A 19,721-nucleotide genomic window follows, 5' to 3' on the forward strand; every position below is an offset into this window, starting at 1 on the left:
GGGGGTGTGGGCGGGGGGGGGGCTGCCAACCCCCCTGGGGGGGGGGGGGGGGGGGGGGGCGGGCCCGCGCCCGGCACTACCGCCTTACTGCAGCAGGTCCCGCACCCGATAGCTGCCCGGGGCCCGGCCCTGCAGCTGGCGGGCGGCGAACAGGGCGCCGCGGGCGAAGATGTCGCGGTTGGTGGCCCGGTGCACCAGCTCGATGCGCTCGCCCAGGCCGGTGAACTGCACCAGATGCTCGCCGACGATGTCACCGGCACGCAGGCTGGCGTAATGCGGCTCCGCCCCGCCCCGCTGCGCGGCCGCGCCCAGGGTCAGCGCAGTGCCCGACGGCGCGTCCTTCTTCTGCGTATGGTGCGACTCGACGATGTCACAGTCCCAGCCGGCCAGCGCCTGTGCGGCGCGCTCGACCAGCTCGTCCAGCACCGCCACGCCCAGGCTGAAGTTCGATGCCCAGACCAGCGGGATAGTCGCCGCCGCCGCGTCCAGCGCCTGCCGCTGGGCGCTGGAGATGCCGGTGGTGCCCGACACCAGCCCCACGCCCCGCTCCACGCACAACGCCAGCATCGGGTCGAAACCCTCCGGCAGGCTGAAGTCGATCGCCACATCGAACACCGGCGCGCCAGGCAGTTCGCTGGCGCCGAAGAACGGCACGCCGTCGACCACGCGCTGGGCCGGCGCACGGCCGGTCACTGCTGCCACGATCTGCAGGGTTTCGGGATGTTCGGCGGCCAGCCGCAGCAAGGCCTGGCCCATGCGCCCGGAGGCACCGTGAATGAGCAATCGCAGGGGAGTCTGGTTCATGCCTGCAGGCTAGCGGCAGCACGCCCGCTCCGGCAAGCGTCATCGCTGCTACGCTGCATGCCCTTTCATGCAATGGATGGCAGCTCCCTCATGCAGATCAGCGAACAGCTGGTGCTGGTCACCGGTGCCGGCCGCGGCCTTGGCCAGCACATCGCCCGCGCGTTCGCTGCGCAGGGTGCGCGCGTCATCGTCAACTACCAGCGTAGCGAAGGCACCGCTCGAGCGCTGGCCGCCGAGCTGGGCGGACAGGCAATCGCACTGCCTGCCGACGTCACTGATCGCAACCAGGTCGATGCGATGCTGCAGCACGCCCTGGCCCACTTCGGCCAGGGCGTCACCACGGTGGTCAACAACGCACTCGCAGCGTTCTCGTTCAATGGCGATGCCCGCGACGGCGCCGCCGATATCGGCTGGCCGGCCTTCCAGGCGCAGTTCGAGGGCAGCGTGCGCGGCGCGCTGAACACCGTGCAGGCCGCCCTGCCCGGTATGCAGGCCCGTCGCTTCGGCCGGGTCATCAACATCGGCACCAACCTGTTCCAGAACCCGGTCGTGCCCTACCACGACTACACCGCCGCCAAGGCCGCACTGCTGTCACTCACCCGCACCCTGGCCGGCGATCTCGGCCCGCATGGCATCACCGTGAACATGCTGTCCGGTGGCCTGCTGCGCACTACCGATGCCAGCGCCGCCACGCCCGAAGCGGTGTTCGACTACATCGCCGCAAACACGCCACTGCGCAGCGTCACCACCCCGGCCGAGTTCGCCGATGCCGCGCTGTTCTTCGCCAGCCCGTGGTCACGCGCGGTGACCGGGCAGAACCTGGTGGTGGATGGCGGACTGGTGCGGGACTGAGCCGATGCGCATCTCCGAAGTCAGCCGCCTGACCGGCGCCAGCGCCAAGGCCATCCGCCTGTACGAGGCGCGCGGCCTGCTGCCGCCGGTGCCACGTCTGAACCGCTATCGCGACTACAGCGAACAGGACGTGGCCTGGGTGCAACTGATCCGCCAGGCGTTGGGGCTGGGCATCACCCTGGCCGCGATCTCCCGCCTGCAGGGTCGCGACGGGCGGCTCGACTGGCCAGCGGTGCTGGCCCTGCTTGAGCAGCAGCGCGGCCGCATTGCCGACGAGCGGGCGCGACTGGCAAAGGTCGAGCTTGCCCTGCAGCAGGTCAGCGACGAACTGCAGCAGTGGCTGCACTCCGGCAGCGGCGACTGCATCCTGCAACCCAGCGGCTGCACCACCCCGGTTTGACTCTGCCCCAGGGGCAGACCGCACCCTCGCGTACTTTCCATTGCCCGAGGTTGCCGTGTCCCGCTCCATCCTGATCCTGCTCGGTCATCCTGATCGTGACAGCCTGTGTGGCGCCCTCGCCCAGCGCTATGCCACGGCCGCCGAGAATGCTGGCCACCGGGTGCGCCTGATCGCGCTGGGCGACCTTGAATTCGACCCGGTGCTGCGCCACGGCTACCGCCAGATCCAGCCGCTGGAAGCCGATCTGCAGGACGCCGCCGATGCGATCGAAGCCTGCGATCACCTGGTGCTGGTCTATCCCACCTGGTGGGGTGCGATGCCGGCGCTGCTGAAGGGCTTCTTCGATCGCGTGCTGTTGCCGGGATACGCCTTCCGCTACCGGCGCGATTCGGTGTGGTGGGACCGGCTGCTGGCCGGGCGCAGCGCGCGGGTGATCACCACGCTGGATACGCCGCCCTGGTATTACCGCTGGATCTACCGCGACCCGGGCATCATCCAGATCCGAGCCACCATCCTGGAGTTCTGCGGCATCCGCCCGGTGCGGGTCAGCCGCCTCGGCGCGGTGCGCAGCAGCAGCCCGGCGCAGCGGGAGCGATGGCTGGCGTTGGCAGCAGAGCTCGGTTCACGGGCCGGGTAGATCCGCGGCCAGGGGCAAAGCGTGCGAACCAAGGTTCGCACCCACCTGGGGCGCTCGTTGCGCGTGTCGCGTTTGCCAATTGACCGCCAGGCACTGTGCCTAAAGGCTGTGGGCACTTCTTACGGCCCAGGCAACGCCCATGAAATCCTCCACTGTCTTCAGCAAGTGCGCCAGGAAGACCGGCTTTGCCGGCACGTCGACGACCCGCTACCGCTTGCTGGATGACGCCCTGCTTGTCGTGAATCACCAACGCGCCAGCGAAAGTCGGGGCTTCTATGTGAATGCCGGGCTCTACTTTCCAGAGCTGCTCGCGTATCCCCTCGCACCTGACGATCTTGAAACCGCGTTCAGGTACCGCTCCAGCATTCCTACGCCCCATGTCGACTGGCGGATCGAAGAAACGCCGGGCCTGCGCCGGACCTTCATCCAGCAGGATCTCGAAGATCTGCTGGAAGCCGGTAACCGAGACGGACTGAAAGGCCTGCTGCTCGATGCCCTTGCCGACGTGGCGGGCTTCGCGGCAACCCATGGAAACCGGGAGTCGGTGCGGCGATTGAATCAGGACGGGAACTTCCGCGCGCTCATCCGCAGAGAGGTTTGAATCCAGCCGAGGTCCGGTAGATCCACGCCATGCGTGGCGGCCATGCGTGGCGGAAAACCCACAGTAGATCCACGCCATGCGTGGATGAAGCCCGCAAGCGTGCGAACCAAGGTTCGCACCCACCAGGGCAGGAAAAGCAGCGTCAGTGCTGCTTGGGCGGCGTCGGCCCGCAGCTGTCGCAACCGCCGCAGGCACCACCGCCGCCCGTGACCGGCGGCGCGATCTTTCGCCCCAGCGCCTGCAGCCAGGCAGCGCGACCCGGCTTCAGCAGGGCCAGCGCCAGCACCCCGCGCAGCTTGCGCACGGTGCCCGGGAACTGCTTCTTCAGCACCACCCAGGCACTGACCAGCACGGCCACCGCGATGATCAGGTACTGCAGCAGCAGTCCACGGTCCATCAGCCGCCTCCCAGAGCCTTGGTCACCTGGTAGGTGATCAGCGCCGCCACGTAGGCCGCAGCAAACAGGTAGAACGCCGAGAAGGCCATCGTCTTCCACGAATTGGTCTCGCGCTTGATGGTGGCCAGCGTCGAGATGCACATCGGGGCGTAGATGTACCAGACCAGCAGCGACAGCGCGGTGGCCAGCGACCAGCCGTCGCTGATCAGCGGAGTCAGCGCCTGGCTGGCGGCATCGTCATCGGCCGCCGACAGCGCGTACACGGTGGCCAGCGAGGACACTGCCACTTCGCGCGCGGCCAGGCCCGGAATCAGCGCAATGCAGATCTGCCAGTTGAAGCCCAGCGGCGCGAAGAACACCGCCATCGCATGGCCGATCTGGCCCGCATAGCTGTAATCGATCGCCGGCATCGTGGCGCCGGCCGGGGCCGCCGGGAACGACAGCAGCACCCACAGCAGGATGGTCAGCGCCAGGATGATGCCGCCAACGCGCTTGAGGAAGATCATGCCGCGCTCGTACAGGCCCACCGCCAGGTCGCGCACGTGCGGCAGGCGGTACGACGGCAGCTCCAGCATCAGCGGATGCTCGCTCTTGTCGCGGCGCCACTTCTTCATGATCCACGACATCGCCAGCGCACTGAGGATGCCCGCCGCATACAGGCCGAACAGCACCAGGCCCTGCTGGTTGAACACGCCCCATACCGTCTTCTGCGGAATGAAAGCACCGATCAGCAATGCATACACCGGCAGTCGCGCCGAGCAGGTCATCAGCGGCGCGACCAGGATCGTGGCCAGGCGGTCACGGGGGTCCTGGATGCTGCGGGTGGACATGATGCCGGGCACCGCGCAGGCGAAGCTGGACAGCAGCGGGATGAACGAGCGGCCTGACAGGCCGGCCGCGGCCATCATGCGGTCGAGCAGGAACGCCGCACGCGGCAGGTAGCCGGATTCCTCCAGCACCAGGATGAAGAAGAACAGGATCAGGATCTGCGGAAGGAACACCACCACGCCACCGACGCCGGCGATGATGCCGTCGGTCAGCAGGCTGGCCAACGGGCCTTCCGGCAGCACGCTGCCGACGAAAGCACCAAGCCAGGCGAAACCGGCCTCGATGCCGTCCATCAACGGTGTTGCCCAGGCGTACACCGCCTGGAAGATCAGGAACATCACCACCGCCAGGCTGATCAGGCCGAACACCGGGTGCAGCAGCCAGCGGTCCAGCGCGTCGTCGATCTTCGCAGTGCGCGCCGGCATGCGCACGGCCACCGACAGGATCTCGCGCACCTTCGCGTGGTAGTCGATGCCACCCTCCGGGCCCGGCACCGGCGCATCCAGGTGCGGCACCATCGCATCGAGGCGCTCGACCAGGGCCTTGGCGCCCTGCTTGCGCACCGCCACGGTTTCCACCACCGGCACGCCCAGCTCGCGCTCCAGCGCGGCCACGTCCACCTGGATGCCGCGGCGCTGGGCCGCATCGACCATGTTCAGGGCCACCACCATCGGCTTGCCCAGTTCGCGCAGTTCCAGCGCGAAACGCAGGTGCAGGCGCAGGTTGGTGGCGTCGATCACGCACAGCAGCACGTCCGGCGCGGCTTCGCCCGGGTAGAAGCCCCGGCACAGGTCGCGGGTGATCGCCTCGTCCAGGCTGGCCGGATGCAGGCTGTAGGCACCGGGCAGGTCAAGCACCGCGAACTCACGACCGGACGGCGCACGCAGGCGGCCTTCCTTGCGTTCGACGGTGACGCCGGTGTAGTTGGCGACCTTCTGGCGGCTGCCGGTCAGCTGGTTGAACAGCGCGGTCTTGCCGCTATTGGGGTTACCCACCAGCGCGATGCGCAGGGGCGCGGTAGAGGCTGCAGCGGTCATGCGCGACGCTCCTGGCGGTTGGCGTCGACCACGACGCGCTTGGCTTCACTGATCCGCAGCGCGAACCGGGTGAACCCGACCTGCACCAGCAGCGGCTCCCCACCCACCGGGCCCTTGGCCACCAGGCGCACTTCCTCGCCCTTCACGAAACCCAGCTCGCGCAGGCGACGGGCAATGGCATCGTTGGCATGCAGGTCCTGCACGGACTCGACCACGGCCGAGGTGTGCAGCGGCAGTTCGGACAGCGTCATCTAGCGTGTTCTCTGCTGGATGTAAATGGTTCTCGATTCTAACATTCCCGCGTCGCGTCATGGCCCATGACCAATGGCCCGCTATGATCCATACAGGTATGGAGTGACCCTGGAATCCCATGAACGATGCTTTGCAGATCGAGCGCCGTGGCGCCGTCCTCACCCTCTGGCTGAACCGGCCGGAGCTGCACAACGCCTTTGACGCCAGCCTGATCGCCCGGCTGACCGCCGCACTGGAAGCCGCCGGCCGCGATGATTCGGTCCGGGCCGTGGTGGTGGCTGGCCACGGCGCCTCCTTCTCCGCCGGCGCCGACATGCAGTGGATGCGCGGCATGGCCGCCGCCAGCGAGGCCGACAACCGCGAGGACTCGCTGGCCCTGGCGCGGCTGATGCGCACCCTGGACGAGCTGCCCAAGCCGTCCCTGGCCCGGGTCCACGGCGCGGCCTTCGGTGGCGGCGTCGGCCTGGTTGCCTGCTGCGACATCGCCATCGCCAGCACCTCGGCCCGCTTCGGCCTGACCGAAAGTCGCCTGGGCTTGCTACCGGCGGTGATCTCGCCCTACGTGATCGAGGCCATCGGCCCGCGCCAGGCGCGGCGCTGGTTCGCTACCGGCGAGCACTTCGACGCCGATACCGCACTGCGCATCGGCCTGGTCCACCAGCTGGTCGAGCCCGAGCGCCTGGACGAGGCGCTGGAGCGGCAGCTGGCCCTGCTCGACAAGGCCGGCCCGATCGCCTCGTCCACCGCCAAGCAGCTGGTCCGGCAGGTCCGCGACAGCCATGACCGCGACGCGCTGGATCGGGATAATGCCGCCCTGATCGCGCGCCTGCGGGTGTCCGCCGAGGGCCAGGAAGGCCTGGGCGCCTTCCTCGACAAGCGCGCCCCCCATTGGGTCACGGAAGCCTGAACATGCTCGATCATCTTGGTTTGACCAGCGCCGACCTGGCGCGCAGCAAGACCTTCTTCCTGCAGGCGCTGGCGCCACTGCAGATCGGCGTGGTGATGGAAGTCACCGCCGAACAGACCGGCGCGCACGATCACATCGGCTTCGGCAGCGACGGCAAGCCGTTCTTCTGGCTCGGCAATGGCGGCACCGCCAGCCACGGCGTGCATGTGGCCTTCGCCTGCACCAGCCGAGACCAGGTGGACGCCTTCCATGCCGCCGCCCTCGCCGCCGGCGGCCGCGACAACGGCGCGCCGGGCCTGCGCCCGTGGTACCACCCCGACTACTACGGCGCCTTCGTGCTCGACCCGGACGGCAACAACATCGAGGCGGTCTGCCATCGCCCCGTCAACGAGGTGGCCGCATGAGCGACTACGTCCGCATCGTCGAGGTCGGCCCGCGTGACGGCCTGCAGAACGAAAAGCAGTCGGTGTCCACCGCCGACAAGATCGAACTGATCAACCGCCTGTCGGCCACCGGTCTGCGCAGCATCGAGGCGACCAGCTTCGTCAGCCCGAAGTGGATCCCGCAGTTGGCCGACGCCGCCGAGGTCTATGCCGGCATCCAGCGCCGGCCCGGCATCCACTACCCGGTGCTGGTACCGAACGAACAGGGCTACGACCGCGCCCGCGCGGTGGGCGTGGAGGAAGTGGCGGTGTTCACCGCAGCGTCCGAGGCGTTCAACCGCACCAACACCAATGCCGGCATCGACGAATCGCTGGCCCGGTTCGAGCCGATCCTGCGCCGCGCCGCCGCCGATGGCGTGCGCGTGCGCGGCTATGTCTCCACCGTGCTCGGCTGCCCCTACCAGGGCGAGGTGCCACTGGCCGACGTGGTGCGGGTGGCGCGTGCCCTGTACCAGATGGGCTGTTACGAAATCTCGCTGGGCGACACCATCGGCGTCGGCACCCCGCGCAAGGCACGGGCGATGCTGCAGGCAGTGGCGGCCGAGATTCCGATGTCGGCACTGGCCGTGCACTTCCACGACACCTACGGCCAGGCCATCGCCAACATCGCCACCTGCCTGGAAGAAGGCGTGCGCGTGGTCGACAGCGCGGTGTCCGGCGCCGGTGGCTGCCCGTATGCCAAGGGCGCCAGCGGCAACGTCGCCAGCGAGGATGTGGTCTACCTGCTGCAGGGCCTGGGCCTGGACAGCGGCGTGGACCTGCCGGCACTGGCCGAGACCGGTCGCTGGCTGGCCGGTCTGCTCGGCCGCGCCACTGCCAGCCGCACCGGCCAGGCACTGGCCGCCGCCGGCTGACCGCTGCACTGCGCCGCCCTGCACCGGCGGCGCAGTGCACAACAGCGGCGGTCACGGCTTCCGTTAGAATCGGCGGTTCTCGAACCTGCAGGACCGTTCAATGCAGCTGTCTTCCGTACGTGCCGTGATCACTGGCGGCGTTTCCGGCCTCGGCCTGGCCGTGGCCCAGCACCTCGTCGCCCAGGGCGGCAAGGTGGCCCTGTTCGACCTCAACGACGACAAGGGCGCCTCCGCCGTTGCCGGGCTGGGTACCGACAAGGCCCGCTATTTCAACGTCAACGTCAGCGATGAAGCGGCCGTCTCGGCAGCCATCGACCAGGCCCACGATTTCCTCGGCGGCCTGAACGTGGCGATGAACTGCGCCGGCATCCTCGGCGCCGGCCGCGTGCTGGGCAAGGAAGGTCCGATGCCGCTGGCCGGCTTCCAGGGCACGGTGATGGTCAACCTGGTCGGCAGCTTCAACGTGGCCAAGGCCGCGGCCAACCGCATGCAGCACAACGAGGCCGGTACCGATGGCGAGCGCGGCGTGATCATCAACACCGCCAGCATCGCCGCCTACGAAGGCCAGATCGGCCAGGCCGCGTATGCCGCCAGCAAGGGTGGCGTGGTGTCGATGACGCTGCCGATGGCGCGCGAACTGTCGCGCTTCGGCATCCGCGTCAATACGATTGCTCCAGGCGTGTTCTGGACGCCGATGGTGGACGGCATGCCCGAGGCCGTGCAGCAGTCGCTGGCCGCCTCGATTCCGTTCCCGTCGCGCCTGGGCAAGCCGGAAGACTTCGCCAGCCTGGTCGGCTTCATCCTCGGCAACACCTACCTCAATGGCGAGACCATCCGCCTGGACGGCGCTACCCGCCTCGCTCCGAAGTGATTCCCCCCGGGCGCCGGGACGGCGCCCTCCCCCAACGACCTAGATCACCATGAAAGCCAACGACATCAAGAAGGGCAACGTCGTCGAGTTCAACAACGGCGTGTACCAGATCCGCGACATTGAGCGTAGCTCGCCGCAGGGTCGCGGCGGCAACGTCCGCTTCCGCTTCATCATGTACAGCGTGCCGGGCGGGAACAAGCTCGACGCCAGCTTCGATGCCGACGACAACCTGGTCGAGGTCGAACTGCTGCGCCGCCAGTCCACCTATTCGTACAAGGATGGCGATGCGTTCGTGTTCCTCGATGATGAGGACTACACCCCCTACACCCTGGACGCGGACGTGATCGGCGACGACGCCGGCTACATCACCGATGGCCTGACCGGCATCTACGTGCAGGTGATCGACGAGCAGCCGGTGGCGATCCAGCTGCCGGCCTCGGTGGTGCTGGAAGTGATCGAGACCCCGCCGGAACTGAAGGGTGGCACCGCCACCAAGCGCCCGAAGCCGGCCAAGCTCAACACCGGCATCGAAATCATGGTGCCGGAGTACATCGTCAACGGCGAGCGCGTGCTGGTGAACACCGCCACCGGCGAATTCGCTGGCCGTGCCGACTAAGCGCCTTGCGCTGATCGGCTGCCTGTCCCTGCTTGCGGCGTGCTCGCCGCAGGCAGCGGACAACGCTGCCGACGCTACGCCGAAGGCCACGCCGGCCGGACCGGCGGTGACGGCCGCACCTGCGGTGGAGGCACCAGCCGCCGTGGAGGCTACCGCCGAAGCCGAGCCCACTGCCGAGCTGTCCTCGGGCGATGAAGCGCTGGACAAGGCACGTGCAGCCGCTGGCTGTCCGGTCCCAGGCGATGTGTACGACGTCGACGACGTGCGCATCTACTGCGCCATGCCGGGCGACATGCAGGCCTTCCTCGCGCGCGAGAACACCTGCCAGCACTTTGCGGGTGAAGAACCCTACGACGACGAGCGCCGCCGCGAACTGGAAGAGGCCAGCGCGAAGTACTGCGAGGGCCGCGAGAAGATCTTCACCGATCTGGTCGCGCGCTATCGCGGTGACTGTGCGATCCGCGAAGCGCTGATCGGCATCAACAGCCGCTATGACCTGGACTTCGATCTCGACCTGAAGCCCTGCGAGGGCTGACCCCTCGATGATGCAGAGCCGAGCGTGGGCTCGGCTCTGCAGATGCCTTACGGCTGTTTCGCGCCGAAGTTGCCGCAGCCGTGGTACTGGCGGGTGCCGATGGTCAGGTTCACCTTGGCTTCGAACGCCTCGCCGCTCATGTCGTCCTGGCAGGTGGTGCGCTGGAAGCTGAGCTTCACATCGGTGCCATCAGAGGCCTTGCCACTCCAGCCGTCAGCGCCTTCGGTGGGCTTGGCCACATCGAAGCGGCGCTCGCCATAGTCGACTTCCACCTGCAGGCCCGGCGTGTCGCCATCAACGACCGCAAGCCACCCCGGCTCGTTGCCGGTGGCACGGAACGCGGCATTGCCGGCGCTGCCATCGCCTTCGGTGGCTTCGACCGCATGGCACTCGCGGTCGGCTTCACCCTTCAGGCTCAACAGGCCGTCATCGCTGCCCTTGGTCCAGAAGCTGTTGCCCTTGCCATCGCCGTACTTGGCGCCGGATGCCGCGCGCTCGGAAGTCATGGCGAAGGTGCGTTCGCCGATCACCACCGTGGCCGCATCCTCGCCATTGAAGGTCGCGCGCACGTCCAGATCACCACACTGGTAGGCGGTCTCGCTGCCACCTTCGGTGCTGACGCTCGGCTGCGGCGTGGAAGGCGGGGCATCAGTGCCGCCCGCGGCGGGCGGTTGGGCCGGCTGGCACGCGGCCAGCACCAACCCGAGGGAGGCTGCCAACAGACTGGGAACTACACGCATGGCTCGACTCCTTGTCGACACTACAGAGATCTTCGACCCTACCACCTGCCGGTGAGCGGGGCCTGAAAGGGGCCTGACCGCGTTCATGCGGCCAGCACCGCCATCGACAGCAGCTGCGCGCCGCTGTCGCCGGAACTGCAGGTCCAGACCCGCAGCAGGCGCAGTTTCAGCTCGCGCTCCTGGCCCTGCTCGCACACCGACAAGCGCACATCGCTGGACAGCAGCGCCAGGCGGCCACACAGCAGCGTTTCCACCGTGTGCAGCTGCAGGCTTCGTACCTGCAGGCCACCGGCCAGCCAATCGCCCAGCCAGGGCAGATCGAGCATGCGCCCGCCGTGGCCATCCATCATGAACAAGGCCGGCGATACCAGCGCGGTCAGCGCATCGTGATCATTTTGCAGCAGCGCTGCGCACAGGCGCTGCTCCAGCACCATCAACTGTTGCTCGTGCAGATCTTCAACGATGTTCCGTTCCATCCACGGTTCCTCCTGGCATCGGCCGGCGCCTGCGCAGGCGTTGCGCGATCCACTGCCGCGCGCCCTGCACCACTACATAGAAGACCGGCACGAAGAACACCGCAAGCACGGTCGCACTGACCATGCCGCCGAACACACCGGTTCCAATCGCCTGCTGGGTTTCCTTCGACGCGCCCTGCGCCAGCATCAGCGGCACCACGCCCAGCGCGAACGCCAGCGAGGTCATCACGATCGGCCGCAGGCGCAGGCGCGCCGCCTCCAGTGCCGCCTCGACCAGTCCGCGTCCCTGCTGCTGCAGCTGCCGCGCGAACTCGACGATGAGGATCGCGTTCTTCGCCGACAGCCCGATCACGGTGATCATGCCGACCTTGAAGAACACGTCGTTGGGCATGCCGCGCAACAACACGGCGGCGACCGCACCGAGCAGACCCAGCGGCACCACCAGCATCACCGCCAGCGGGATCGACCAGCTCTCATACAGCGCCGCCAGCACCAGGAACACCACCAGCATCGACAGCAGCAACAGCCACGGCGCCTGCGCGCCCGATTCGCGCTCCTGCAGCGACTGACTGGTCCACTGCAGGGCAAAACCGGACGGCAGCTTTTCGGCCAACCGCTCCATCTCCGCCATGGCCTGACCGGTCGACACGCCGGAGGCCGGTGCGCCGGACAGGTTCAGCGCCGGGAAGCCGAGATAGCGCTGCAGCTGCAGCGGCGCCTCGGTCCAGTGCGGGGTCACCAGTTCGGACAGCGCCACCATGCCGCCCTCGCTGTTGCGCACGTACAGCTTCAGCACATCCTCCAGTTCCATGCGATGCGGCGCATCGGCCTGCAGGATCACCTGCTGCAACCGGCCCTTGTTGGGGAAATCATTGACGTACTGCGAGCCCATTGCCGCCGACAGCGTGCTGCTGATGTGTTCGAAGCCCACACCCATCGCCTCGGCCTTGGCCCGATCGATGTCCAGCCGCACGCTGGTGCCGGCCGGCAGGCCATCGGCATGCACTTCCGACAGCAGCGGGCTGGCCTCGGCCAGCTTCAGCAGCTGCTGCAGGGCCGCGCGCAGTTCGGCCTGGCTCTGCCCGGTACGCGCCTGCAGGGCCAGCGAGAACCCGGACGAACGGCCCAGGCTGTCGATCGCCGGGGGCATCACACTCATCACCTCGCCCTCGGCAATCGCGGCCATCGCCTTCTGCGCGGCCTCCACCTCGCCGGCCGCGGTGGCGCCTGCACGCTCGCCCCAGTCCTTGAGCATGGTGTAGGTCAGCGCCGCGCTCGGGCCGGAACCGGAGAAGCTGTAGCCCAGGATCGACTGGTTGGAGCCGATACCCGGACGCGAGGCCACATGCCGTTCGTAGGCTTCGACCACCGCCAGCGTGCGTTCGGCGGTGGCTTCTGCCGGCAGCTGGATCGAGGTCATGAAATAGCCCTGGTCGTCTTCCGGCAGGAATGCACCCGGCAACCAGTGCAGGCCCAGCAACAGCGCCACTACCAGTGCGGCGAACACGCCCATCACCCGCCCGCTCCGTTGCAGCACCGAGGCCACGCCACGCTGGTAGCGCCCGGTCATCTTCTCGAAGCCACGATTGAAGGCACCGAACAGCCCACCACGACCATGGTGGCCATGGGTGTTCGGGCGCAGCAGGGTCGCGCACAGCGCCGGCGTCAGGCTCAACGCCAGCAGCGCCGAGAACAGGATCGACACCGCCATCGCCACGGTGAACTGACGGTAGATCGCGCCCACCGAACCGCTGGCCAGCGCCATCGGAATGAACACTGCGGTCAGCACCAGGGTGATGCCGATCACCGCGCCAGTCAGTTCGCGCATGGCCTTGATCGTGGCCTCGCGCGGCGGCAGGCCCTCCTCGGCCATGATCCGTTCCACGCCCTCGACCACCACGATCGCGTCGTCGACGATGATGCCGATCGCCAGCACCATGCCGAACATGGTCAGCACGTTGATCGAGAAGCCCAGCGCCAGCATCACCGCGAAGGTGCCCAGCAGCGCGATCGGTGCGACCAGCGCTGGAATCAGCGTGTAGCGCCAGTTCTGCAGGAACAGGTACATCACCGCGAACACCAGCAGCATCGCCTCCAGCAGCGTCTGCACCACCTTCTGGATCGAGATCTTCACGAACGGCGCGGTGTCGAACGGGATGCTCGCCTCAACGCCGCGCGGCAACAGTGGCGCCAGTTCGGCCATGCGCTCACGTACCGCCGACGCAGTACGCACCGCGTTCGCGCCAGGACGCAGCTGCACGCCCGCGGCGGTGGCCGGATGGCCGTCCTCGCGGGTGCCCCAGGCATAGCTCTGCGCACCCAGCTCAACGCGGGCGACATCGCCCAGCACCACCCGTGAACCGTCGGCCCCGGCACGCAGCACGATCGCCGCGAACTGTTCCGGCGTGGACAACTGGCCGTCGGCGCTGAGCGGCACGGTGATGCGCTGGCCTGGAACACCCGGCGAATCACCGATGCGTCCCGGCGAGATCTCCAGGTTCTGCTGCTCGATGGCGGTCGCCACATCGCCCATGGTCAGGCCGTAGCCGGTCAACCGGGTCGGGTCCAGCCACACGCGCATCGCCTGCTCGGCACCGAACAGCTGCACACGGCCGACGCCATCGATGCGGCGCAGCTCCTCGATGATGTTGCGCGCCATGAAGTCGCCCAGTGCCGCCTCGCTGGCGCTGGCGTCCGGCGAACGCAGGCCGACCAGCATCAGGAAACCCGAATCGGCGGCCTCCACGAACAGGCCGTTCTGGCGCACGCTGCGCGGCAGCCGTGGCTCGATCGCCTTGATCCGGTTCTGTACGTCCACCTGCGCCAGCTCCGGGTTGGTGCCCGGCTTGAAGGTGGCGGTGATCGAGGCTTCGCCGGAGGTGTCCACCGACGACTCGAAGTACAGCAGGTGCTTGACGCTGGACAGCTCGCGCTCGATCAGGCCGACCACCGCATCATTCAGCGTCTGCGGGCTGGCACCCGGGTAGCTGGCGTAGACGCTGACGCTGGGCGGCGCGACCGCCGGATAGCGCTCCACGGCCAAGCGCGGAATCGCCAGCACGCCGGCCAGGATGATGAAGATCGCCAGCACCCAGGCGAACACCGGGCGATCGATGAAGAAACGTGCCATGTTGGATTTCCCTGGAGGGACCAGCCCGGTAGAGGCTCAGCCCTTGCTGCCGGCCTGCACTGCACCGGCGCTGGCGACCGGCACCTGCCAGTCGCGCGCATCGACCACCACGCCTTCCTGCAGGCGTTCCTGGCCCTCGACCACCACCTTCTCGCCCGCCTTCAGGCCCGTACGCACCAGCCACTGGCGATCAACGCTGCCATCGACTTCCAGCGTGCGGATCACCGCCTTGCCATCGCCACCGATCACCCAGGCATAGGCCTGGCCACCGGCGCTGCGCAGCACGGCCTGCTGCGGGACGGTCAGTGCACTGGCCGGCGCACCCCGCGGCACCTTCGCGCGCACGTACATGCCGGGCAGCAGCTGGCGCTGCGGGTTGTCGACCAGGATACGCAGGATCACATCACCGGTACGCGCATCGACGTTGATGCCGGAGAACAGCAGCTGGCCACGCTCGGACAGCGGCTTGCCGGCCGCACCGATGATCGTCACCGGCAGCTCGTCGCCACCGACAGCGCTGCGCTGCAGCGACTCCAGCTGCGCGGCCGGCTGGCGCACATCAACGTAGACCTGGTCGATCTGCTGCACCACCGCCATCGGCTCTGCATCGGCAACGCCGACCAGTGCGCCTTCGGTCACCAGCGCCTGGTCGATGCGGCCGGCAATCGGTGCACTGACCGTGGCATAGCGCAGGTCGAGCTGGCGACGCGCCAGGATCGCGCGCGCTTCGTTCACGGCGGCTCGGGCCTGTTCGTACTCGGCACTGGCATCGTCGCGGTGCTGCTGGCTGACGGCCTGTGCGGCGGCCAGTGCATGCAGGCGCTGCGACTGCACGCGGCTGCGACCCAGGGCTGCCTCGCTGCGCTGCAAGGCGGCCAGTGCCGAATCGACATCGGCACGGAAGGCCGCCGGATCGATCTGGAACAGGGCCTGGCCGGCGCTCACTTCCGCACCCTGGTCAAACAGCCGGCGCTGCACGATGCCGCCCACCTGGGCACGGATCTGTGCGGTGCGCACGGCGGCCACGCGGCCGGGCAGTTCGTCATCGCGCTGCACCACCTGCGGGCCGACAGTGATCACGCTGACGCGTGGCGTGGCTTCGGGGGTGGCTTCGGGGGCGGAGCAGGCCGTCATGGCCAGGGCGAGGGCCGCGATCAACGCGGCCGGAGTCCTGAAGGTTCTCATTGCTGTGCACAATGCCGCGCAGGCGGCTGATAGGTTCTGAAGCGTGGAGTGTGCGTGGCGATGATGGGGTTTCGATGGAGGAACTGTGGAGATACGATGGAGGCAAGCACCTTAAGGCCCCGCCCCTGCATGCATGCCGCCCCTGCCCTCGCCGCCCTCGTCCTTATCGTCGAGGATGAGGCCGAGATCGCCGATATTCTCACCGCCTATCTGGAACGCGAAGGACTGCGCACGCTGCGCGCCGCCGACGGCCACAGCGCCCTGGACCTGCACCGCAGCGCCCGCCCCGACCTGGTCCTGCTTGACGTGCAGCTGCCGCGCCTGGATGGCTGGAGCGTGCTGACCCAGCTGCGCCAGCGCGGCGAAACGCCCGTGATCATGCTGACCGCGCTGGACCAGGATCTGGACAAGCTGACCGCACTGCGCATGGGCGCCGACGACTACGTGGTCAAGCCGTTCAATCCGGCCGAAGTGGCGGCACGCGTGCGCGCGGTGCTGCGGCGTACGTTGCGCGCCTCGCGCGCGGACGCCCCGACCGCGCTGCGGGCGGGCCCGCTGCTGATCGACTCGGCCACCCACGCCGTACACGTGGAAGGCGAAGGCTACAGCCACGAAGTGCTGCTCACGCTCACCGAGTTCAAGCTGCTGCACTGCATGGCGCTGGCGCCGACCCGCATCTTCAGCCGCAGTGAACTGATGCACGAATGCCTGCCGGAAAGCGAGGCGCTGGAGCGCACGGTCGACAGCCATGTCAGCAAGCTGCGCCGCAAGCTGGATGAAGTGGGCATGGTCAATGTGCCGGCCAGCGTGCGTGGCGTCGGCTACCGGTTGATGGCCGACCGCTGATGGCCCGCCTGCGCCGCTCCGGGCTCAGCCGCCACATCATCGTCTCGATGTCGCTGATGGTGATCGGCGTCATCGTGATGATGATCCTGTCATCGTGGCTGCTGTATGCGGTCCTGGTCGAATTCTTCCCCGGCACTACCGAGGAGCCGGAAAGCTGGCTGCCGACCGGCCCTGAACTGGCATGGATGGTCGGCGTGATCCTGACCGGCCTGGCGCTGGCCATCGCCGCCTCGTTCCGTCTTGCCCATCGCATCCTGTCGCCGTTGAATTCGCTGGTGGACAGCGTGCGCGCGCTCGCGGGCGGCGACCTCGGTGCTCGTGCCAGCGTCGAGGAAAACTCGCCGGGCGAAGTGGCCACCCTGGTCGAGGACTTCAATGCCATGGCGCGGCGGCTGCAGCACGTGGAGAGCGAGCGTGCGATGTGGCATGCAGCCATCGCCCATGAACTGCGCACGCCGGTGACCATCCTGCGCGGGCGTCTGCAGGGACTGGCCGAGGGCGTGTTCCAGCCCGACGAATCCCAGTTCCGCAGCCTGCTGGCTCAGGTCGAAGGGCTGTCCCGCCTGATCGAGGACCTGCGCGTGCTGAGCCTGTCCGACAATGCGCGGTTGGACGTGCGCCGCGCGCGTACCGACGTGGTGGCCGAGGTGCATTCGGTGATGACCCTGGTCGATCCCCAGTTCCGCGCCGCCGGCTTCGTGCTGGAGCTGGAGACCAGCCGCGAGGAGCACAACGCGCACTGCGATCCGACCCGCCTGCGCCAGGCATTGCTGGCGCTGCTGGAGAACGCGCGACGCTATGCCAGTCCGGGCAAGGTGCGGATTGCGGTGCATGACACGCCCGGCCACGTGCAGGTGTCGATCGAGGACGAGGGCCCGGGCATCGACCCGGAACTGCACACGGATATCTTCACCCCGTTCATGCGTGCCGATGGCTCGCGTTCGCGCCAGGGCGGTGGCAGCGGGCTCGGCCTGGCGGTGGTCAAGGCCATTGCCGATGCACACGGTGGCCGCGTCTACTGCATCCCGGGCAGCGCCGGCGGCAGCCGCTTCGTCATCGAACTGCCGCGCCAGTAGCCGTACCGGCTGCCTGCGTGCGCAGGTGTGCACCCAGTGCGGCCAGATTGGCATCGATCGCATCCATTTCGTTGCGCTGCTTCACCGGCAGCTGCTGGCGCAGCTGGATACGCAATGCCTGCCACGCCGGGACCGCCTGCGCACTGGCAGTGGTCACGGCCTCGGACAGCAGCGCCTGCTCGTCGCCCAGCGGCAATCCATAGCCGCTGTCCTGCAGCAGCGTCCCCGGTCGCAGCCACTGCCCGCTCTGCTCCAGCAACCCCCGCAGGCTGCGCGTTTCAGTGCTGTCCGGTGCGGCCAGCAGCTGCCGCTTGAGCACATCGCGTGCGCGCAGCTCGGCGCGCCGCTGCGCGGCCTGTTCCAGCAGCAACAGGCCGGCACTGGCACGCAGGTCACCCTGCAGCAGCCACGGTGCCCGCCGCTGTGCAGGCAGCTTCAACCAGCCGCGCACATCGCGCGCGGGCAAGGCCAGCTGGGCCGCGGCCACGCCGAACAACTGCTGGTAGTGGTCGCGCGCCGAGGCGAAGTAGTAGCCCTGCGCCTGTGCTGCATTGCGGTCCGCCAGCACCTGCTCGTCCAGTACCTGCATCCGCGACAGCCGCCGCTTCAACCCACGCGGACTCAGTTGTGACAATCCGGCCTGACCCAGTCGCGGCACACCCGCCTGCAGCAGCTTGGCGGTTTCCACCGCGCAGTTGTTGCTGACGAAGTAATAGCGCCCGTCATAGCTCCAGTGCACCTGCGCGGTACGCTCGAGCAGGCTGGCGATCTCGCTGCGTTCCAGCTGCAACGGCAGCGACTGCAATCCGCGCAGCTCGACCTTGGTGTACTCGTCCACCACCTGCTGCAACGGCAGCACGAACAGCCGCGACGGATAGCCACCGGTCAGCCCGCGCCAGTTGGATATCTGCACGTCACCAACGAAGGCGCGGAACGACAGCACGCGGTGGTACTCCAGGTCCAGGCGGCAGTCCGGCCCAGGTGCGCGCCCCGGCTTGCAGATCACCAGCCGCAGCATGCTGTGGCCCCAGCGACTCATCGGCTGCGCACTGCCTTCGGCGAACAGGTAGTCCACCGCGTAGACGCGCGCCGGGTCGAGGTGCAGCAGCGATGCAGCGCCTTCTTCCGATTCGGCCTGCAGCAAGGGCAGCGTCGTAGCGCACTGCGGCTGTGGCAGCGACGGCGGTGTTCCAAAATGCGCCTGGTACCACTGCGCCAATGCCGGGCGCCGGCAGGCAAACTCGCTGTCGAGCACGAAATGCTCGGCGTTCACGGCGAGGTACTCGGCCGGGTCCTTCAGCTCATAGGCATCCGGGCTGCGGTCATGGAAGTCATTGTCGCCACGGCCGAGGTGCCAGGGCTTGCGCTGCCATCCGGCCAGATCCCGCCAACGCGCACTGCGCGACCAGTTCGCCCCCGTACGGTCAGCAACATGGGTCAGTTCGTGCACCAGCGCACTGCGTCGCGCACGCCGGGCACCGGGCATGCCGTCATCCAGCAGATCGCGGCGCAACGTGATGCGGCCGGCGAAGGCACGGCCATGCACCTCGGCGGGAAGGCCATCACTCCATCGCACCTGCACCTGCGCCGGCAGGGCGCGCAGCAGGCCATCTGGCAATAATGACTGCACGTCGGCCAGGGTCTGGCTGGCGAGCTGCTGCTGCGCCGGATCGAGACCGGACGGATCAAGCTGCAGACGATCAGCCGCGTGCGCGACGTGAGCGATCAGCAGTAGAGCCACGCCGTGCGTGGCTGCGTTCCACCGCCCAAACCACTGTAGAGCCGAGCCATGCTCGGCTGCTGTTGCGGTCCGCATGCGCCGGGCATTCAGCCGAGCATGGCTCGGCTCTACAGAAAGCGATGACGCCGAGGTCATGCCGCCCGGATCAACGCGCCAGCAGCGCGCGGGCCAGTTCCAGGTCGCTCTGCTGCTGTGCGGCGGTGCTCTGCTCGCGCAGGTGGACCAGCGCCGCCTGCAGGCGGGCGCCACGGATCTGGCCGTCGCTGGCGACGAACGCAGCGGCATCGTCGCGCGCAGCCAGTACCACCTTGTCATCGCCCGAGCTGCTGCCCGACGAACCGGAGGATGCACCGGTGGCCGAGCCGGCCGAAGTGCCAGCGAAGCTGGAAGCGAAGCCGGCCAGCGGCAGGGACAGCAGGGCAAGCAGCAGGAGCGGACGGGTCATCGGTTCGAAGCCGGTTGTGAGAATGCGTGGAGCGTAACGGGTACGTGA

22 protein-coding genes are annotated in these 19,721 nt (G+C 68.2%); 12 read left to right on the top strand and 10 right to left on the bottom strand.

Going from position 1 to position 19,721, the window contains the following annotated elements; translation table 11 throughout:
* Positions 1-84 precede the first annotated feature (84 nt).
* Positions 85-804, bottom strand: a complete 720-nt coding sequence (gene dapB / locus ACJ7C5_RS18010; protein WP_088025846.1) for a 4-hydroxy-tetrahydrodipicolinate reductase — start codon at positions 802-804, stop codon at positions 85-87.
* Between the two features lie 90 nt (positions 805-894).
* Here dapB and ACJ7C5_RS18015 point away from each other — a divergent pair, with 90 nt between their 5' ends.
* The 4 genes from ACJ7C5_RS18015 (at position 895) to ACJ7C5_RS18030 (ending at position 3,294) form a co-directional block, all read left to right on the top strand.
* On the top strand, positions 895-1,656 hold the full coding sequence (locus tag ACJ7C5_RS18015; protein ID WP_412704696.1) for a 3-oxoacyl-ACP reductase: 762 nt from the start codon (positions 895-897) through the stop codon (positions 1,654-1,656).
* 4 nt (positions 1,657-1,660) lie between these two features.
* Positions 1,661-2,056 carry a MerR family transcriptional regulator gene (locus tag ACJ7C5_RS18020; protein ID WP_412704697.1) on the top strand — a complete coding sequence of 132 codons (396 nt, stop codon included), beginning with the start codon at positions 1,661-1,663 and terminating at the stop codon, positions 2,054-2,056.
* A 55-nt stretch (positions 2,057-2,111) separates the two neighbouring features.
* Positions 2,112-2,693: an NAD(P)H-dependent oxidoreductase gene (locus ACJ7C5_RS18025; protein WP_412704698.1), complete on the top strand. Its 582-nt coding sequence runs from the start codon at positions 2,112-2,114 to the stop codon at positions 2,691-2,693.
* Positions 2,694-2,832: 139 nt separating this feature from the next.
* Entirely contained in the window at positions 2,833-3,294 is a 462-nt protein-coding gene (locus tag ACJ7C5_RS18030; protein WP_088025842.1) for a DUF4304 domain-containing protein, read from the top strand.
* 142 nt (positions 3,295-3,436) lie between these two features.
* Here ACJ7C5_RS18030 and ACJ7C5_RS18035 read toward each other — a convergent pair whose 3' ends face one another.
* Genes ACJ7C5_RS18035 through ACJ7C5_RS18045 form a run of 3 tightly spaced genes read right to left on the bottom strand, consistent with a single transcriptional unit; the run spans position 3,437 to position 5,807 of the window.
* The gene (locus ACJ7C5_RS18035) at positions 3,437-3,691 is read right to left on the bottom strand and encodes a DUF6587 family protein (protein WP_125429772.1); all 255 of its coding nucleotides are present in this window, start codon (positions 3,689-3,691) and stop codon (positions 3,437-3,439) included.
* Positions 3,691-5,556 (bottom strand): ferrous iron transporter B, encoded by a 1,866-nt coding sequence (feoB, locus tag ACJ7C5_RS18040; protein WP_412704699.1) that lies wholly within the window; start codon positions 5,554-5,556, stop codon positions 3,691-3,693. The genes ACJ7C5_RS18035 and feoB overlap by 1 nt, the downstream gene beginning before the upstream one ends.
* The gene (locus tag ACJ7C5_RS18045; RefSeq protein WP_046985653.1) at positions 5,553-5,807 is read right to left on the bottom strand and encodes a FeoA family protein; all 255 of its coding nucleotides are present in this window, start codon (positions 5,805-5,807) and stop codon (positions 5,553-5,555) included. The genes feoB and ACJ7C5_RS18045 overlap by 4 nt, the downstream gene beginning before the upstream one ends.
* Before the next feature lie 119 nt (positions 5,808-5,926).
* Between ACJ7C5_RS18045 and ACJ7C5_RS18050 the strand changes: the two genes are divergently transcribed.
* The 6 genes from ACJ7C5_RS18050 (at position 5,927) to ACJ7C5_RS18075 (ending at position 10,034) form a co-directional block, all read left to right on the top strand.
* Entirely contained in the window at positions 5,927-6,715 is a 789-nt protein-coding gene (locus tag ACJ7C5_RS18050) for an enoyl-CoA hydratase/isomerase family protein (protein WP_094001943.1), read from the top strand.
* 2 nt (positions 6,716-6,717) lie between these two features.
* The gene (locus tag ACJ7C5_RS18055) at positions 6,718-7,119 is read left to right on the top strand and encodes a VOC family protein (RefSeq protein ID WP_094001942.1); all 402 of its coding nucleotides are present in this window, start codon (positions 6,718-6,720) and stop codon (positions 7,117-7,119) included.
* Positions 7,116-8,012: a hydroxymethylglutaryl-CoA lyase gene (locus tag ACJ7C5_RS18060; protein ID WP_412704700.1), complete on the top strand. Its 897-nt coding sequence runs from the start codon at positions 7,116-7,118 to the stop codon at positions 8,010-8,012. The genes ACJ7C5_RS18055 and ACJ7C5_RS18060 overlap by 4 nt, the downstream gene beginning before the upstream one ends.
* Positions 8,013-8,112: 100 nt before the next feature.
* Positions 8,113-8,883, top strand: a complete 771-nt coding sequence (locus tag ACJ7C5_RS18065; RefSeq protein ID WP_014037045.1) for an SDR family oxidoreductase — start codon at positions 8,113-8,115, stop codon at positions 8,881-8,883.
* 49 nt (positions 8,884-8,932) lie between these two features.
* Positions 8,933-9,499, top strand: a complete 567-nt coding sequence (gene yeiP / locus ACJ7C5_RS18070) for an elongation factor P-like protein YeiP (RefSeq protein WP_006363947.1) — start codon at positions 8,933-8,935, stop codon at positions 9,497-9,499.
* Entirely contained in the window at positions 9,489-10,034 is a 546-nt protein-coding gene (locus tag ACJ7C5_RS18075) for a hypothetical protein (protein WP_412704701.1), read from the top strand. The genes yeiP and ACJ7C5_RS18075 overlap by 11 nt, the downstream gene beginning before the upstream one ends.
* A gap of 47 nt (positions 10,035-10,081) precedes the next feature.
* On the opposite strand, the gene ACJ7C5_RS18080 is transcribed toward ACJ7C5_RS18075, so the two are convergent.
* The 4 genes from ACJ7C5_RS18080 to ACJ7C5_RS18095 form a co-directional block, all read right to left on the bottom strand.
* Positions 10,082-10,774: a COG3650 family protein gene (locus tag ACJ7C5_RS18080; protein ID WP_125429753.1), complete on the bottom strand. Its 693-nt coding sequence runs from the start codon at positions 10,772-10,774 to the stop codon at positions 10,082-10,084.
* Positions 10,775-10,857: 83 nt separating this feature from the next.
* Entirely contained in the window at positions 10,858-11,250 is a 393-nt protein-coding gene (locus tag ACJ7C5_RS18085; RefSeq protein WP_094001938.1) for a nuclear transport factor 2 family protein, read from the bottom strand.
* A complete protein-coding gene (locus ACJ7C5_RS18090; RefSeq protein ID WP_412704702.1) occupies positions 11,231-14,380 on the bottom strand; it encodes a multidrug efflux RND transporter permease subunit in 3,150 nt (1,049 codons plus the stop codon). The genes ACJ7C5_RS18085 and ACJ7C5_RS18090 overlap by 20 nt, the downstream gene beginning before the upstream one ends.
* Before the next feature lie 36 nt (positions 14,381-14,416).
* A complete protein-coding gene (locus ACJ7C5_RS18095) occupies positions 14,417-15,565 on the bottom strand; it encodes an efflux RND transporter periplasmic adaptor subunit (RefSeq protein WP_097048028.1) in 1,149 nt (382 codons plus the stop codon).
* Positions 15,566-15,694: 129 nt separating this feature from the next.
* Here ACJ7C5_RS18095 and ACJ7C5_RS18100 point away from each other — a divergent pair, with 129 nt between their 5' ends.
* Both ACJ7C5_RS18100 and ACJ7C5_RS18105 read left to right on the top strand, forming a co-directional pair.
* Positions 15,695-16,411 carry a response regulator gene (locus ACJ7C5_RS18100; RefSeq protein ID WP_412704703.1) on the top strand — a complete coding sequence of 239 codons (717 nt, stop codon included), beginning with the start codon at positions 15,695-15,697 and terminating at the stop codon, positions 16,409-16,411.
* On the top strand, positions 16,411-17,487 hold the full coding sequence (locus ACJ7C5_RS18105; RefSeq protein ID WP_412704704.1) for an ATP-binding protein: 1,077 nt from the start codon (positions 16,411-16,413) through the stop codon (positions 17,485-17,487). The genes ACJ7C5_RS18100 and ACJ7C5_RS18105 overlap by 1 nt, the downstream gene beginning before the upstream one ends.
* Here the strand turns inward: ACJ7C5_RS18105 and ACJ7C5_RS18110 are convergent.
* Both ACJ7C5_RS18110 and ACJ7C5_RS18115 read right to left on the bottom strand, forming a co-directional pair.
* The gene (locus tag ACJ7C5_RS18110) at positions 17,465-19,228 is read right to left on the bottom strand and encodes a DUF7844 domain-containing protein (RefSeq protein WP_412704705.1); all 1,764 of its coding nucleotides are present in this window, start codon (positions 19,226-19,228) and stop codon (positions 17,465-17,467) included. The two genes, ACJ7C5_RS18105 and ACJ7C5_RS18110, sit on opposite strands and share 23 nt — an antisense overlap.
* 145 nt (positions 19,229-19,373) lie before the next feature.
* The gene (locus tag ACJ7C5_RS18115; RefSeq protein WP_014037036.1) at positions 19,374-19,673 is read right to left on the bottom strand and encodes a DUF2388 domain-containing protein; all 300 of its coding nucleotides are present in this window, start codon (positions 19,671-19,673) and stop codon (positions 19,374-19,376) included.
* Positions 19,674-19,721 lie beyond the last annotated feature (48 nt).

This window comes from Nocardiopsis yanglingensis, from assembly GCF_045809185.1.
Lineage (GTDB): Bacteria > Pseudomonadota > Gammaproteobacteria > Xanthomonadales > Xanthomonadaceae > Stenotrophomonas > Stenotrophomonas yanglingensis.